The organism is Microbacterium sp. SYP-A9085 (assembly GCF_009649635.1).
Taxonomy (GTDB): Bacteria; Actinomycetota; Actinomycetes; order Actinomycetales; family Microbacteriaceae; genus Microbacterium.
Genome location: NZ_WJII01000009.1, coordinates 1 through 15,799, shown reverse-complemented (window position 1 = coordinate 15,799; position 15,799 = coordinate 1). Strand labels below are relative to the sequence as shown.

Here is a 15,799-nt window from a genome sequence, read left to right as displayed (position 1 = left end):
GTGCGGCTCACGGTGACGCGGACAGCGGGCCACGCTCGGCGAGCTCGACGTCGCGGTTGTAGCGATACAGGCGCGCGGGCCGGTGGCTGCCGGTGCGGAACCGCTCGGTGGGGATCAGCGTCCCGGACGCCTCGGCCTGCCGGCGGAAGTTCGCCGGGTCCAGGCGGCGTCCGAGGATCGACTCGTACACCTCGCGCAGGTCCGCCAGCGTGAACTCGTCCGGCAGCAGGCCGTGTGCTATCCGCGAGTAGCCCACCTTGTTGCGCAGCCGCCACAGCGCGTACGCGATGATCTGCGCGTGGTCGAAAGCGAGGTCGGGCAGCGCGTCCGCGTCGAACCACTGCACATTGTCGGGCGCGTCGCCGTGCTCGGCGTGAGCGGCCAGCTGCGCATCCACCTCGTCCTGGCGCAGCAGCGCCCAATACACGATCGACACCACCCGGGTGGGGGAGCGGTCCACGTCGCCGAACGCGTACAGCTGCTCGAGGTAACTGGGCGCCAGGCCCGTCGTCTCGGCGAGCGTGCGGGACGCGGCGGCATCCAGTCCCTCCGCGACGTCCAGCCATCCGCCCGGCAGCGCCCACCGGGCCGCGTACGGGTCCCGGGTGCGGCGCACGAGCGGCAGCATCAGCCCCGCGCCGTCTGCGTCCGCGCGCAGCGTGAAGATCACCGTCGAGACGGCGACCCGGGCGCTGGAGGATGATGTTCGTGTCATGATGACCTTAAGTGCTGGTCCGATCTTAGAGTCATCCGGACCAGAACCGCAAGTCGGCGCGCGGCGTCGCGAGGCGGCGGCGTCCGCGGCGATACGCTGAGCGCCGGGCGGCGTGTCGCGTCGCCGCCGATGAAGGAGGCGCTCCTGAAGCGTGTGACTGTGGTGGTGCCCACCTACCGCTCCACCGAGCACCTCGACGCTCTCGTGGCGAGCCTGGATGCACAGACCTTGCCGCAGGACGAGTTCGAGGTCCTCCTGATCGACGACGGATCGCCGGACGACACCCCGGCACGGCTTCACGCGCTGGCGCGCGGGCGCGGCAACTACCGGGTGATCCTGCTGCCCCCGTCCGGGTGGCCGTCGCGTCCGCGCAACACGGGCATCGACCAGGCCCAGGGCGCGTACGTCGTGTTCATCGACCACGACGACCGCCTGTTCCCGGACGCGCTGCGCGCCGCGTGCGCCCTGGCCGACCGGACCGGTGCGGACGTCGTGGACGGCAAGGAGTCCAAGAGCAACACGCCCGGCTGGGCGATGCGCGACGTTCCGACGAACGTCGACAACGCGATCGGATGGATCGAGCCGCACCCGCTGCTGCCGATGAACCCGCACAAGATGTTCCGCACCGCGTTCCTGCGGGAGCGCGGCATCCGGTTCCCGGAGGGCGGCCGGCAGATCTGGGAGGACATCTGCTTCGACATCGCCGCGCACGCCCGGGCCGACGTGGTCGCGCTCCTGGTGGAGACGCCGTTCTACTACTGGAACCGCCCCCCGCACGCCACGACCAGCGGCACTTTCCACGACGACCTCGACGAGTACCTGGATGCCGTGGCTCGCGTGTTCCGCTGGATCGACGAGGAGCTCGACCAGCCGCGGTTCGCGCAGCTGCTGCCGCGGTTCCGCGCCTACCAGCTGCACATGCGGGTTCTGCCGCTGTTCCGGTGGGAGCGGCGCACGCCCGCGCAGCGGGAGCGGATCCGCGCTTTCACCGCCGACCTGCTGGAGCGGATCCCGGTCGACGCCGACCAGCACCTGGACGCGTGGCGGCGCATCAAGACCGCGATCCTGCGCGCGGGGCGCTTCGACCTCGTCGACGCGCACGAGGGCACATTCCCGCGTCTGCAGTGCACCCCCGCCGTGGAGGACGTGGCGTGGGCGGCCGACGGCCTGCATCTGCGGCTGGCGCTGCGCTGGCGGTTCGACGTGAAGGGCACGCCCACCGTCCGCAGCGACGGCGTCACCGCCTGGCTGGCCCTCGCCCCGGCGGTCGCGGAGTTCGCCGCCGCGCACGGCCTCGACACGGACGTGACCGGGGCGCTCCGGGCCGTCACATACGGCGTCGACCGGCGCTCCCGCACCCGGAAGATCGACTGGCTGCTCGCGTTCGGCAGCGGGGCGGACCTGGTCGCCGAGGACGGCGCCGCGCAGCTGCGGGCCGGCATCGCCGTGCACTGGCCGCTCGCGGACGACGGCCCCGGCCGCCGGCACGACGGGCCGTGGGACCTGCATGTGCGCACGGTGGCCCTGCGCACCCGGATCGTACGACAGCTCAGCACCGCCGCTGCGCCTCGGCGCTGGGCCGCGGTGTCCGGGGTCCTCGCCGCCGCGTACCGCACGCAGAACGGATCGCTGAGCGTCGATATCGGGCAGACCCTGTTCAGCGTCGTGGACGATCCCGCCACGACGGCGTCCTGGACCTCCGACGGGACACGGCGGCGGCTCGAGGTCGACCTGCCGCACGTCGCCGCGCTCGCGCCCCACATCGTCGACGGGCGGCTCCTGAACGCGTCGGGACGCGTGGTCGGCGCCTGCCGGCTCGAGGTCGCCGAGGGCCGCGCGCGCATCGTCGGCACGCTGCCGGACCGTGTGCACACTGTCGTCGTCGCATTCGGGCAGACGCGGTCGCGCACGCGGCTGCGGCCGGGACGGCGCGGGCGCGTGCGGGTCATCCCGGCGGCCGGCAACGCGCCGCGGTACAGCATCCGCCGCATCGCGCGCCGTCTCTGGAACGCGCTTCCCGCGTCCCTGCGCCGTCGGTTCTGGCTCTGGCGGCACCGCCGCTGACGCCGGGCTCAGGTCAGGTCGCGGGACGCCAGCAGCGGCCAGGCGTCCTCGGTGCCGAGCATGCTCTGCGTGTCGGGGGCCGGGGCGAGGGTGTCCACGGCGCCGTTCTCCCACACGACGACGAGCCCGGTGCCCGCGGCATCCGCGTACCAGTGCCCGCGCCCGGCGGGCTTGGCGGGGGCACCGGTGCCGGTGGGCTTGCGCGGCGTCCACGCCGCCGCGCCGCCGGCGGTCAGGTGCATGAACACGGTCTTGGTGCCCAGGAGCATCACCTTCCACCACCCGGCGAGCGCCGCCAGCGCCGCGGGTGGTGCGGGGTCGTCGTGGCTGAAGTGCAGGATGCTGACGAACGGGTGCTCCCAGCCCTGGGTGCGGATCTGCCACGTGCCCTCACCGGCGCCCAGGTCCGGGTGGTCCATCGTGGAGTGGCACGTCATCCTCGCATCGCCGGTGGCGGCGTCCACGGTCACGAGCATGCCGGCGTGCTCGTGGCGTCCGGCGGCGGCGAACGTGAGGACGTCGCCGGGCTTGATGATGTGCGCGAGCGCCTCGAACACGCGGGCGGCCGCGGCGGCCGCGCACATGTCGGTGAGCCGTTTCACCTGTGACGCCGGGCGTTCGCTGAGCAGGCGGTAGATCTGCTGCGCGCTGCGCGTGGGCCATACGTCGCCCGGGCTCGCCGGGCCGAGGAAGGCCACCCCGCCGTCGACGAGGCAGTGCGACACGTACGCGGTGCAATCGTTCAGTCCCTCCGGGGTGCCGGGCACGCCGCGAGGACCGAACCAGTCCTGCGTCAGCATCCGCTCCGCGGCCGGGACCTCGCTCTCCCGGAAGTGCACGCCCACGTGCGCGGGCTTCACGAAGAAAAGGCCGTCGGCCTCCCCGGTCACGCCGGTGGAGACATCCGTCACCTGCTTGCGCAGGAACACGGCCTCCCAGTCCGCCTCGATCTGCTTGCGGGCCAGGGCCTCGGCCTTGCGCGCGGCCACGTCGATCGCGAAGCTCTTCGCCCACACCATCCCGTCGGCGGTGGGCCGGAACCAGTGCTGCTTCGCGGAGGCGACGGCATCGTCACGATCCATGTCGCGCCTCAACTCCCGGTGCCGCCGGGGGCGGCGAACGCGGCGCCGTCCCACACCCAGTCGAGCTTCTGCGCGAACGGCGAATCGCCGGCCTCGGCCGCGGTGTGCAGCAGCAGCAGCTCGTCGCGCAGCCGGGTCACCTCCGGCAGCAGGCCCGCGACGGCGGTCAGCCGGGTCCACGCCAGGTCGGATGCCGTCGCCGGCGGCTCGTCGGTGACGGCGCTGCGCCATCCGCCGGCGGACAGCGGCGGCCCGATCGGCACGAGCTTCGTGACACCGAGGTCGACCGTGGTCGGGGTGCCGGTGGCGGCATCCCGTGCGACCGCCTCGTACTCGACGTCCGGCAGCGCGCCGGTCGCGGCCGCCGCGGGGTCCGGCCGCGCCATCACGGTGTAGCCGCCGGGCAGGCCGCCGGTCGGGCGCGCCAGGACGAGGCTGTCGGTGGTCGGGTCGACAAGGGCCGCGGTCGGCAGGATGCGCAGGCGCCGCCCGATGGCGTCCAGTTCGTCGGCGGCCTCCGCCAGCGGCACCGGGGCGGGCGGTGACCACAGCGGCAGCACGCCGCCGAAGGAGCGCACGACGTCGCGGGCGGCGACCAGGCCCGCGACCAGGTCCGCGCGCACCAGCACGTTCGAGGGGGCGGTGGATGCCGCCGTCCCGGCCGGGCGGTCGTTCGCCAGGGGCGTCAGCGCCAGCGGCGGGGGCGCCTCTGCGAGTGCGCGTGCGGACGCGCTGGCGACGCCCAGCGCACCGGAGAGCACGTCGAGCATCGTCTGGCGCTGCCCGAGCGTGTCGAGCAGGTTCAGGTAGCCGGCGGCCTCGGTGACGTTGAGGACGCCGGGCATCCGGGTGGGGATGATGTCGCCGTCCAGCGCGAGCCGCCGCAGCAGCAGGGCCTGAGCCTCGGCGACCCCCGGGCCGGCCGTCGACTGGATCACCGCGACCAGCGCGTCCAGCGCCCGGTCCTCGGCGGTGTCCACAGGTGTGTCGGCCATGATGTCCTCCTTCGGCGACGCCTCAGGCGTCCACGGTGAAACCCGACTTGGCCGACGGGGCGCTCGTGCCCTTGGGCCCGGTGACGGCGACCTCGGCGGCCTTCCCGGTGGGAAGGCCCGCGGGCACCGCCCCCTCGATGCGCGTGTCGCTGACGACGGTGAAGGTGCCGAGCGCCTTGCCGCCGACCGTGGCGCCGGTGGCGCCGGTGAACTTGGTGCCGGTGATGGCGAGCTTCGTGCCGGCCGGTCCGTGCGTGGGTGACAGCTCGGTCACGGTGGGGGCGTCCGGGCCCGGCGTGCCGGTGTCCTTCTTCTCGTCGGTCTTCTTCTCGTCGTCCTTCTTGCCGGCGGCGGCCTTCGCGGCGATCACGTTCGGGATCGAGTCCATGGCCTTCGTCGCCATCGTGGTGGCGTTGGCCAGGGCATCCTTGCGCGCGGACTCCGCGGTGGACAGCGTGGCCTTGACGAGGTCGGCAAGGGCCGCCGATCCGGTCAGCGACGCCACGTCGAACCCCTTCGCCGCCGCGCCGGCCTGGATCAGGGACGCCAGCAGGCTGGTGTCCTGGGTGGGGCCGGCGGTGCTGAAGTTCTGGATCATCGGCGCCACCCCGGTCAGTGCGGAGGGGGCGGTGGCGCCGGCGGTGAGGGAGGCCGTCGGGACGGTGACCGCGGAGATCTCCGGCGCCGGATCCAGTGGCGAATCCTGCCAGTTCCAGAACCGGGTGAGGTCGATCTTCTCCGCCGACGGGCAGTGCCCCAGCACCGCCTCGCCGAGCACCCCGCGGGTGGGCAGCGCGATCGTGGACGCCGGTGGCGAGAACGCCGTGGCGTGGTACTTCGCGAGGGCATCCTGCACGGACGCGGTCGTGAACGGCACGCCGTCCACGGGCTTGCGCTTCGCGACCAGCGACGCGGGGATCATGAACGGCAGCACCATCGAGTTGCCGTAGAAGCCCAGCAGCTGGTTCGCGACGCACGCGAGCAGCGGGATGTCCTGGCTCTGGTCGGCGACGCCGTCGTGCACGCCGATCGTGAAGCCCTCCAGGAGCATCACCCGCTCCTCCGGCGTCAGCGACATCCACACCGCCTTCGAGTACGTCGCGGTGTTGGCCATCACGTGCTGCAGCGCCTTCTCGATCTCCAGCACCGCCGAGTATCGCAGCTCGGGCGGCAGCTGGGTCGCCGCGAACGGCTGCGGCGCGAGGGTGAACTCGGCGCCCGCGAGCAGTTCGTCGAAGTACGTCTTGTCGGCGGGGGGCGGGGTGGTCATCGACGTGGACGCGTCCACGAGCGCCGCGCGCACCCGGTTCAGGCGCGGACCGCCGACCTCGCGCTCCAGCCGGTCCGGCGCGAACCACACGTCGCGGGCGGGCGCGCCGCCGGAGATCAGCTCGGCGATGCCGGTCAACGGCAGGCCGCCCTGAGTGAGCCGGGCAGCCTCGGTCGCGCTCGAGGAGGGGAAGTGGTACTGGATGCCGCGGAACTGGCGGGTCAACTCCACTCCCACCACGTCCGTGCGCGGCAGCCAGTCCGGCAGCACCACGCTGCGGGAGACCACGTGCCGCGCGCTGCCGGTGCGCAGGGCGCTCAGCCGGGCGACGAGCTCCGCCTCGGACGCGAGCGCGGATGCCGGGCCGGCGGTGTCCGGAAGGCCGGGCAGCCCGGAGGTCGGCATCGGGTACGGGCCGATCCGCCGGCCCCCGGCGGCCAGGAGCGTGACCCACACGTCGTCGTACGGCAGGAACGTCCCCTCGGCCTGTACCGTGACGACATCCGCGGCGGAGTCGGTGGGCGCCTGCACCGTGGCCCGCGGGTCGCCCGCGAACTCCTCCAGCAGCGACAGTCCCTTCCGGTACGGGCGCTCGATGACGCGGCGCAGCACGTCGGCGTTCTCGATGAGCCGCCCGTACCGGTACAGCAGCGCCGCGCGGCTCACGGCCGCGTCGGCGAGGGTCGCGGCGGCCCCCGCGGGCAGGAACCGGATCGGGTCCAGCGGCACGAAGCAGACGAGCGTGACGCCCTCGACGGCAGAGCGCACGTCGAACACGCGCAGCACCTCCCAGTACTGCATCGTCAGCGCGCGCGTGCGGTTGTGGTTCGCGATCACCTTCGTGACGACTTCGCTGCGCTCGGATGCCGCGGCCAGCCGCATCCCCATCCGCTGCAAACTCCGCTGCGCATTGGCGGCGCGCTCCACCGACGCGTGCGAGGACTGGGCGGCCGTCGACGTGTAGCCGCTGACCCCCTGCATCCAGTTGTTCGTGTTTCCGGAGGAGTCGGAGCTGCCGCCTCCGCCGGCCGCGCCGCCGCCGATCACGATGGGGCCGACCGCGAAGCCGATGCCGCCCGCGGCGCCCCACGACGAGGAGTGCGCCTCGGTGCTGAAGCTGCTGCCGCCGGACGCCGACTGCGACATCCCGGACTCGAACGTCGCGCGGGCCGACGCGTCCTGCGCCTCGCGGAACGACTCGGCCTCCTGCACGTCCAGCCGCTCGCTCTCGGTGACCGACATCGTCGAGCGCTGGTCGACGATCGCTATCCGCTGCTGCTCGCCGGGCGCCAGCGGCAGCGAGTACACGAGGTCGCCGAGCATGAGGCCCTGCGGTGTCCACCGCTGCGCGAGGTGCACGATGTAGCCGAGCCCGAGCGTGCCGGCGATCGGCACCGTGGTGGCGCCGGTGCCGACCCCGGCCGGCGACACCCCGGCGAGGCCGTCCCGGAAGGCGTCGACGCTGACCGGCTGATCGATCGGCACCCGGTCGGCGTGCCGGTAGGCCAGGCCCTGCACGCCGAGCGCGGCGAAATTTGCTATCGAGACGCGGTGGCCCTTCAGGTCTGCCGCCACGGTGCCGATGCTCGGCCGGGGCTCCACGAGACGCACGAGCACCCCGTACGGGAAGCGGTCGGTGGAGAAGTCGCTGCGGAACAGCTGCGAGCACGTGTCGGCGCCGAGCGTGAGCTGCGGCACCGTACCCGCCGCCTGCGGTGCGGGCTCGCCCGGCGTGCTGGCATCCAGGCCCGCGACGACAGCGCCGAGCTGGCTTATCACGGAGACCGGCAGCGCGTCCACCGTGCGCGGCAGCGTGAGGGTGCCGACCGCGCCGGTCGCGCCGAGAGCGGCGACATCCACGTCCACCTCGACGGCGACGGTGCCGCCGGCCACCCGCAGCACCATCGTGGCAAGGCCCGGCGCCGCGCGCACCGCCGCGGGCACGGCGATGGCGAACGCCCCGTCCGTGCCGGTGACGGCGGTGCCGGCACCCGGCCCGCTCGGGAACGGACGCGCTATCGACACCTGCACCCGGTTCGCCGGCACTCCCTCCGGCTGGACCACGACGCCGGTGAGCTGCCCCGGCACCGCGGCCGTCGTGGTGGTGCCGATGTCGAATGCGGGATCCTCGACGATGCGGGTCAGGCTCGCGGAGAAGTGCGTCGCGGCGACCAGCCGGTCCTGCAGGATGTCGTCGGCGAGCTCCGTGTGCCCCTTGACCAGCTGCGCCGACGCGGGGTCGAGCGGGTCCAGGCGGGGCAGGGCACCCCGGGCGAACTCCGGGATGCCGGAGCCCATGTCGATCACCGCGCGCCTTCCGGGAAGATCCGTCGCGCCCTCGCGTACAGCCATGACGTCCTCCAAACCGAACGTGTCACCGTGAAGAGGCCGCGCACCCTCGTCCTGATACCGGATGGGGCGTTTCCCAGATCCGGCCCTTACCCTGGCGGCACCGGAGGGAGTCGGATGACGGTCGTCGACGTCGTGCTGGTGGTGATCCTGGTCATCGCCGCGGTGGCGGGCCTGGCGAGAGGGCTGGTGGCGAGCATCGGCGTGATCGTGGGCCTTGTCGCGGGTGGCGTGGCCGCCCTGTGGCTCGCGCCGCTGCTCGCGCGGCTGCTCGCCGCGCCGGTGTGGGGGACCGTCGTCGAGCTCGCCGCATGGGTCGTGCTGCTGACCGTCGGCGCGTCGCTGGGAGGGCTGGTCGGCAGCAGGCTCCGCCGCGGTGTGGACCGCACGCCGCTGCGCATCGCGGACCGGGTGCTCGGCGGCGCCGTCGGGCTCGTGGCGACCGCGCTGGTGGCCTCGCTCGCCGCGACCGGCATCGTCGCGACCGGCATCCCCGTGGTGTCGCCGGCCGTGGCATCCTCGCAGGTCGTCCGCACCATCGACTCCCTCATCCCCGCCCCCGTGCAGCAGGCGCTCGCCCAGGTGCGCAGCTCGCTGGCCGCCGACGGGCTGCCCGCGGTGGGCACCCTGCTGACGCCCGGCGCCGTCGCGCCGACCACGCCGCTGCGGCTGGACGATCCGCAGATTGCGGCGGCGTCGCGGTCGGTGGCCCGCGTCACCGGCGTCGCGTACGCGTGCGGCATGAGCCAGACCGGCTCGGGCTTCGCGGTGTCCCGGGACGCCGTCGTCACGAACGCGCACGTCGTCGCGGGTGTCGACGCGCCGGTCGTGCAGCTGCCCGGGCGCGGCGCGCACCAGGGCCGCGTCGTGTACTTCGACGCCGGCCAGGACCTCGCGGTGATAGCGGTGCCGGGGCTCGGCGCCACCCCGCTGCGGCTCGCCGACCCGCTGCCGCTGGGCGCGGCCGCCGCCGTCGCCGGCTATCCGTATGGGGGTCCGCTCACGCTTGGCGACGCGCAGGTGCTGTCGGCCGGGCCGGCGCGGGTGCCGGACATCTACGACCAGCACGCCGAGGTGCGGCCGGTGTACGCGCTGGACGCGCAGGTGCGGCCGGGCAACTCCGGCGGGCCGCTGCTGACCGCGCAGGGCACCGTCGCGGGGGTCGTGTTCGCCCGCGCCGAGGACCGCGGCGATCGGGGATACGCCATCGCCGACCAGGCGCTGAAACCGGTCGTGGCGCGGCTGGGGTCGCTCACCACGCCGGTATCGTCGGGCCACTGCGTGCGATGACCGTCACCGGTATGCTGAAGACCGCAAACTGAACAGCAACATGGCCGCATGACGCGCGCGGGAGAGTCCGGTCCGCCGGACACCGAAGGAGCAAGCCTCCCCGCCAATCTCTCAGGTCCGCATACCGTGTGCGTCCGGCCGCTCTGAAAAGCGATCCTCAAGGGCTGTGGCCCCGGGATCCGCCGACGGTGAAAACCGCGCACCGGGTGCCATCCCGGGCCGGTGAAACTCTCAGGCCCATGACAGAGGGGGAGTCCGCCCGTCGCCGGAAGGCGCCGCACGACTCGGAACAACCCATGCCTGAACTTCGTCACACTCCACTGCACGAGCGGCACGTCGCCCTCGGCGCCTCGTTCACCGACTTCGGCGGATGGGACATGCCCGTCCGCTACACATCCGACCTCGCCGAGCACCGCGCCGTGCGCGAAGCCGCCGGACTTTTCGACATCTCGCACATGGCCGAGTTCCTGGTCACCGGGAGCGGGGCCGGCGCGTTCCTGGACTACGCGCTCGCCGGGCGGCTGTCCACGCTCGCTGTCGGCAAGGCGAAGTACTCGCTCGTGCTGGCGGAGGACGGCGGCATCGTCGACGACGTCATCGTCTACCGCACCGGCGAGGAGCGCTTCCTCGTGATAGCGAACGCCGGGAACCGAGATGCCGTGGCCGAGGCGTTCGCGGAGCGCGCGGTGCGCGGCGCCACCGTCGAGGACGTCACCGACCAGTTCGTCCTCATCGCGGTGCAGGGCCCCCGCGCCGAGCAGATCCTCGGCGAGACGGCCGGGCTCGCGGCATCCGACCTCCCCGGCCTCGGCTACTACGCGTGGCGCGACGGCACATTCGGGGACGCGACGGTGTTCATCGCCCGCACCGGCTACACCGGCGAGGACGGGTTCGAGCTGCTGATCCCGAACGCGCAGGCCGGGGCGCTGTGGGACGCGCTGCTGGCCGCCGGCGAGCCGCACGGGCTCGTCCCGGCGGGTCTGGCCGCCCGCGACACGCTGCGCCTGGAGGCGGGCATGCCGCTGTACGGCCACGAGCTCGGCCGCGACATAGCGCCGGCGCAGTCGGGCCTGGAACGGGTCGTCGCCACGACGAAGGACGAGTTCGTCGGCAAGGCAGGACTCGAGGCCCGCGACCTCGGCGGCGCGCGTGTGCTCGTCGGCCTGAGCGCCGAGGGCCGCCGCGCCGGCCGCGCCGGCTACCGTGTGCTCGGCCCCGGCGGCGCCGAGGTCGGCGAGATCACGAGCGGGGCCCTCTCGCCCACGCTCGGACACCCGATAGCGCTCGCGTTTGTGGCGCCGGAGTTCGCGGCACCGGGAACCGCCCTGTCCATCGACGTGCGGGGCACCGGCATCCCCGCCACCGTCACCACCCTGCCTTTCTACCGGAGGACGAAATGACCGATCTGAACAGCCTGCACTACACCGCCGAACACGAGTGGATCGACCGCGACGGCGATGTCGCCACCGTCGGCATCACCGACTTCGCCGCCGACAAGCTCGGCGACGTGGTCTACGTCGACCTGCCCGCCGTCGGCCAGGCGGTGACCGCCGGCGACGTGTGCGGCGAGATCGAATCCACGAAGTCGGTGGGCGAGCTGTACGCGCCGGTGACCGGCGAGGTCGTCGAGGTCAACTCCGCCCTCACCGACGACCCGTCCCTGATCAACAGCGACGCGTTCGGCGACGGCTGGCTCGTGAAGATCCGCGGCACCGAGTCGGTCGCGCTGCTGGACCGCGCCGGATACCAGGCGCTCACGGACGGCGCCGCGTGAGCGCCTTCTCGACCCGCCACATCGGCACGGACGCGGCCGCCCAGCGCCGCATGCTCGACGCCGTCGGATACGACACGGTCGACGCCCTCGTGCACGCCGCCGTGCCGGCATCCATCCACGCCGCCCCCCGGGCGACCAGCGCCATCCCGGCCGCGGCGACCGAGGCCGAGGCGCTCGCCGAGCTGCGCGCGCTCGCGTCCCAGAACCGGCCCGCGACCCCGATGATCGGACTCGGCTACTACGACACGCTGACGCCGTCGGTGATTGCGCGCAACGTGCTGGAGAACCCGTCCTGGTACACCGCCTACACGCCGTACCAGCCGGAGATCTCGCAGGGGCGCCTGGAGGCGCTGATCAACTTCCAGACGATGGTCTCCGACCTCACCGGCCTGTCCACCGCGAACGCGTCGATGCTGGACGAGTCCACGGCCGTCGCCGAGGGGATGCTGCTGGCCCGCCGTGCATCCAAGGCCGGGGCGTCGGTGTTCGTCGTGGACGCCGACGCGTTCCCGCAGACGAAGGCCGTGCTGCGCGCGCGCGCCGCCGCGGTCGGGATCGAGCTCGTCGAGCTCGCGCTGGCCGACGGCGCGGCGCTGCCGGAGGCGCTGTTCGGCGTTTTCGTGCAGTATCCCGGTGCGTCCGGGCGCGTGTGGGACCCGACCTCGGTGATAGCGGCGACGCAGGAGGCCGGGGGACTGGCCGTCGTCGCCGCCGACCTGCTCGCTCTCACGCTGCTGCGCTCGCCGGGGTCGCTCGGCGCGGACGTCGCGGTGGGCACCACGCAGCGGTTCGGCGTGCCGATGGGCTTCGGCGGACCGCACGCCGGGTACATGGCGGTGCGGCTGGGCCTGGAGCGGCAGCTGCCGGGGCGCCTCGTGGGCGTCTCGCAGGACGCCGCCGGGCACCCCGCGTACCGGCTCGCGCTGCAGACGCGCGAGCAGCACATCCGCCGCGAGAAGGCGACATCCAACATCTGCACCGCGCAGGTGCTGCTGGCGGTGATGGCCGCGATGTACGCGGTGTACCACGGCCCGGACGGGCTGCGCGCGATAGCGTCGGACGTCGCCCGGAAGGCGTCCGCCCTGGCGGCGGCGCTGCGCGCGGGCGGGCTGGCCGTGCAGCACGACTCCTTCTTCGACACCATCCGGGTGACGGTGCCCGACGCCGGCGCGGTCGTCGACCGGGCCCGCGAGCGCGGCTACCAGCTGCACCGCGCCGACGAGGGCACGGTCGGCGTGTCGGTCGACGAGACCACGACGGCGGAGGACCTCGCCGCGGTCGCCGCGGCGTTCGGGGTGGCGGCGTCCGTGCCGTTTGCCGACGCCGTGCCCCTCGACGGCGTGGATGCGCTGCTGCACCGCGAGGACGAGTACCTCACGCATCCGGTGTTCCACACGCACCGGTCCGAGACATCCATGATGCGGTACCTCAAGCAGCTCGCGGACCGGGACTACGCCCTGGACCGGGGCATGATCCCGCTGGGCTCGTGCACGATGAAGTTGAACGCGGCCACCGAGATGGCGGCGATCAGCTGGCCGGAGTTCGCGCGCGTGCACCCGTTCGCGCCGGAGGCCGACGTGCACGGGTACCTTGCGATGATCGACCAGCTCGAGACGTGGCTGGCCGAGGTCACCGGGTACGACAGCGTGTCGCTGCAGCCGAACGCCGGCTCGCAGGGGGAGCTCGCGGGCCTGCTGGCGATCCGCGGCTACCACCGCGCGAACGGCGACGAGGCACGCACGGTCTGCCTGATCCCGTCGTCCGCGCACGGCACGAACGCGGCATCCGCGGTGTTGGCGGGGATGCGGGTGGTGGTGGTCGCGTGCGACGAGGCCGGCAACGTCGACCTCGTCGACCTGCGCGCGAAGATCGCCGCGCACGCGGACGCGCTGGCGGCGCTGATGATCACGTATCCGTCCACGCACGGGGTGTACGAGCAGGACGTCGTGCAGATAGCGCAGGCCGTGCACGACGCCGGCGGGCAGGTGTACGTCGACGGGGCGAACCTCAACGCGCTGCTGGGCTTCGCGCGGTTCGGAGACCTCGGCGGGGACGTGTCGCACCTGAATCTGCACAAGACGTTCGCCATCCCGCACGGCGGTGGCGGGCCCGGGGTCGGGCCGGTCGCGGCGAAGGCGCACCTCGCGCCGTACCTGCCGTCCCACCCGCTCGCGCAGCGCGCGGAACACGCCGACGGCGTGGTCTTCGGCGGCGGCACGGTGTCGGCGGCGCCGTACGGGTCGGCGGGGATCCTGCCGATCTCGTGGGCGTACGTGCGGATGATGGGCGCGGATGGGCTGCGGGATGCCACGGCCGCGGCGGTGCTGTCGGCGAACTACCTCGCGGCGCGGCTGCGCGAGCACTTCCCGGTGCTGTACACCGGCGCCGGCGGGCTCGTCGCGCACGAGTGCATCCTCGACCTGCGGCCGCTGCGCGAGGAGACCGGGGTCACCGTGGACGACGTGGCCAAGCGGCTCATCGACTACGGGTTCCACGCGCCGACGATGTCGTTCCCGGTGGCCGGCACGCTGATGGTGGAGCCGACCGAGTCGGAGGATCTGGACGAGCTGGACCGGTTCGTCGAGGCGATGGTGGCGATCCGCGCCGAGGCGCACGCCGTGGCATCCGGAGCGTGGCCCGCGGACGACAATCCGCTCGTGAACGCGCCGCACACCGCGGCATCCGTCGTCGACGACGGCTGGGACCACGCGTACCCGCGCGAGCTCGCGGTGTACCCGGTGCCGGCGCTGGTGCGCACGAAGTACTGGCCGCCGGTGCGCCGCATCGACCAGGCCTGGGGTGACCGCAACCTCGTCTGCGCGTGCCCCCCGATCGAGGCGTTCGCCTAGCCCCCGCCCCTGCGCGCTGACCGCGAGAGTGCAACTGACGGACGAGGGAGCGGTAAATTGCCGCATCTTCGGCCGTCAGCTGCACTCTCACCGTCGTGGGCGGGCGCGGTCAGGCGCGATCGCCGGTGCGATGAGGTGCGCGCGCGCCGAGGATCCGCGTCAACGACGTCAGCTGGGCCGGATCCTCGGGCCCCGTCTGCCGGAGACCTGCTCCGTTGAGGATGCCGCGAAGCGGCGCGACCGCAGTGGCATCCGTCCACCCCCAGTGCGCAATACCGCGCACGTGTTCGCGGAGGCGGTTGTCGCGGGCGGACTGGCGGCGCAGGACCACGCTCGGGCTGCCGAACCGGCCGTCATACTTGAGGTCGCCGTCGGCTTCTCCGAGAAGGCGTGCGGCGCGCCAGGCGAAGTCCGCACGATCCTCCTCCCCGGTGCGGGCACGGAAGGTCACCTGCAGCTCAGGTTCGGCGAATCCCAGCCATTCGATGACCGCGCGGCTGATCGACTCCAACGGCGTCTCGGCGAGCGCGGTGGCACGCGCGAGAGGCCATCGTGCGACGTTGCGTCCCCTGCTGCTGACCCGTGACTCGTTGATCGCGACGAGCTCGTCGCGAGTCGGCGGCGTCGCCAGGCGGAGCGCCGCGTCGGCCGCGGCGAGGCCGATGGCGTTGTGCCGATGCCGCGCGAGGTCCACCGCAGTATCCCCGGGTGCGGTCACCGTGATGCCCGCTACGCGGATGACGCTTCGTTCCAGGCTGGATCGGTGCATCCGCACGCCTGCCACGGCGCGAGAGGTCGCCTGTGCGGGGACGAGCACATGCACGACGACCGGGTCGCCGAACACCGGCATCCCGATCAGCGCCTCCGCCGATTCGAGGCAGAACACGGCGTCGGGATGCAGCAGTGCCACCGCGTGGACGCGGGCGAGATAGCGCTCCCAGGGCGGGAGCGCGTTCCAGGCCACGGCCGACGCGTAGACGCCCTGCCGGACGCGAACCAGATGCCCGCGCCGCACCGCCCGCTCGGGGTGCGGTAGGTCCGACCATCGCAGGAGCGCGATGGGCGGCGGGGTGATCGTGAGCGCGGAGTTGAGCAGCAGCATCCCCTCACCCTGCCTGACAGCACGCCCCCGTCCGGCCCTCCCGTCGCCTGCTGTGGAGGAATCGCGCGCCGCGACCGATCCGGCCGTTCTGGGGAGGAGCCGACGCCGTGAGCACGCGACCTGCGAGAGTGCATCTGACGGACGAGGGAGCGGCAATTTACCGCCTCCTCGGCCGTCAGATGCACTCTCGCGGTCAGGGGACCGGGCCGGGCGCGACGCGTCAGGACGGGGAGGGGGAGGGGGAGGCGTGGGCGCCGGTGTTCTGGTCCTCGCCCTGCCGGCGGTAGATGAGCTGCCCCTCCCCGTACG

Annotated in this window: 10 protein-coding genes and 1 riboswitch; of the genes, 5 read left to right on the top strand and 5 right to left on the bottom strand. The window is 73.2% G+C overall.

Annotated features, from left to right (window positions below):
- Positions 1–7 precede the first annotated feature (7 nt).
- A complete protein-coding gene (locus GH740_RS13685; protein ID WP_153746667.1) occupies positions 8–715 on the bottom strand; it encodes an NUDIX domain-containing protein in 708 nt (235 codons plus the stop codon).
- A gap of 159 nt (positions 716–874) precedes the next feature.
- Here GH740_RS13685 and GH740_RS13680 point away from each other — a divergent pair, with 159 nt between their 5' ends.
- Positions 875–2,779, top strand: coding sequence for a glycosyltransferase family A protein (locus GH740_RS13680; protein ID WP_172978385.1), 1,905 nt, complete (start codon positions 875–877; stop codon positions 2,777–2,779).
- An 8-nt stretch (positions 2,780–2,787) separates the two neighbouring features.
- Here the strand turns inward: GH740_RS13680 and GH740_RS13675 are convergent, their stop codons facing one another.
- Genes GH740_RS13675 through GH740_RS13665 form a run of 3 tightly spaced genes read right to left on the bottom strand, consistent with a single transcriptional unit; the run spans position 2,788 to position 8,478 of the window.
- Positions 2,788–3,861 (bottom strand): amidase domain-containing protein, encoded by a 1,074-nt coding sequence (locus GH740_RS13675; RefSeq protein ID WP_153746665.1) that lies wholly within the window; start codon positions 3,859–3,861, stop codon positions 2,788–2,790.
- An 8-nt stretch (positions 3,862–3,869) separates the two neighbouring features.
- Positions 3,870–4,856 carry a hypothetical protein gene (locus tag GH740_RS13670; protein WP_153746664.1) on the bottom strand — a complete coding sequence of 329 codons (987 nt, stop codon included), beginning with the start codon at positions 4,854–4,856 and terminating at the stop codon, positions 3,870–3,872.
- A gap of 22 nt (positions 4,857–4,878) precedes the next feature.
- Positions 4,879–8,478, bottom strand: coding sequence for an IPT/TIG domain-containing protein (locus GH740_RS13665; protein ID WP_153746663.1), 3,600 nt, complete (start codon positions 8,476–8,478; stop codon positions 4,879–4,881).
- Between the two features lie 114 nt (positions 8,479–8,592).
- Here GH740_RS13665 and GH740_RS13660 point away from each other — a divergent pair, with 114 nt between their 5' ends.
- From GH740_RS13660 to gcvP, 4 genes are all read left to right on the top strand, one after another.
- Positions 8,593–9,765 (top strand): MarP family serine protease, encoded by a 1,173-nt coding sequence (locus GH740_RS13660; RefSeq protein ID WP_153746662.1) that lies wholly within the window; start codon positions 8,593–8,595, stop codon positions 9,763–9,765.
- A 48-nt stretch (positions 9,766–9,813) separates the two neighbouring features.
- A riboswitch (glycine riboswitch) is annotated at positions 9,814–9,902 on the top strand.
- Between the two features lie 159 nt (positions 9,903–10,061).
- The gene (gcvT, locus tag GH740_RS13655) at positions 10,062–11,165 is read left to right on the top strand and encodes a glycine cleavage system aminomethyltransferase GcvT (protein ID WP_153746661.1); all 1,104 of its coding nucleotides are present in this window, start codon (positions 10,062–10,064) and stop codon (positions 11,163–11,165) included.
- Positions 11,162–11,539, top strand: coding sequence for a glycine cleavage system protein GcvH (gene gcvH, locus GH740_RS13650; RefSeq protein ID WP_153746660.1), 378 nt, complete (start codon positions 11,162–11,164; stop codon positions 11,537–11,539). Before gcvT ends, gcvH begins: the two co-directional genes overlap by 4 nt.
- 50 nt (positions 11,540–11,589) lie before the next feature.
- Positions 11,590–14,388 (top strand): aminomethyl-transferring glycine dehydrogenase, encoded by a 2,799-nt coding sequence (gene gcvP / locus GH740_RS13645; protein WP_216644958.1) that lies wholly within the window; start codon positions 11,590–11,592, stop codon positions 14,386–14,388.
- A 109-nt stretch (positions 14,389–14,497) separates the two neighbouring features.
- Here gcvP and GH740_RS13640 read toward each other — a convergent pair whose 3' ends face one another.
- The gene (locus tag GH740_RS13640) at positions 14,498–15,490 is read right to left on the bottom strand and encodes a hypothetical protein (protein WP_153746659.1); all 993 of its coding nucleotides are present in this window, start codon (positions 15,488–15,490) and stop codon (positions 14,498–14,500) included.
- Positions 15,491–15,799 lie beyond the last annotated feature (309 nt).

Excerpts from the sequence above, each read along its gene's own strand:
- GH740_RS13685 (WP_153746667.1), bottom strand. The coding sequence starts at position 715 with ATGACACGAACATCATCCTCCAGCGCCCGGGTCGCCGTCTCGACGGTG.
- GH740_RS13675 (WP_153746665.1), bottom strand. The coding sequence starts at position 3,861 with ATGGATCGTGACGATGCCGTCGCCTCCGCGAAGCAGCACTGGTTCCGG.
- GH740_RS13670 (WP_153746664.1), bottom strand. The coding sequence starts at position 4,856 with ATGGCCGACACACCTGTGGACACCGCCGAGGACCGGGCGCTGGACGCG.
- GH740_RS13665 (WP_153746663.1), bottom strand. The coding sequence starts at position 8,478 with ATGGCTGTACGCGAGGGCGCGACGGATCTTCCCGGAAGGCGCGCGGTG.
- GH740_RS13660 (WP_153746662.1), top strand. The coding sequence starts at position 8,593 with ATGACGGTCGTCGACGTCGTGCTGGTGGTGATCCTGGTCATCGCCGCG.
- gcvT (WP_153746661.1), top strand. The coding sequence starts at position 10,062 with ATGCCTGAACTTCGTCACACTCCACTGCACGAGCGGCACGTCGCCCTC.
- gcvH (WP_153746660.1), top strand. The coding sequence starts at position 11,162 with ATGACCGATCTGAACAGCCTGCACTACACCGCCGAACACGAGTGGATC.
- gcvP (WP_216644958.1), top strand. The coding sequence starts at position 11,590 with ATGCTCGACGCCGTCGGATACGACACGGTCGACGCCCTCGTGCACGCC.
- GH740_RS13640 (WP_153746659.1), bottom strand. The coding sequence starts at position 15,490 with ATGCTGCTGCTCAACTCCGCGCTCACGATCACCCCGCCGCCCATCGCG.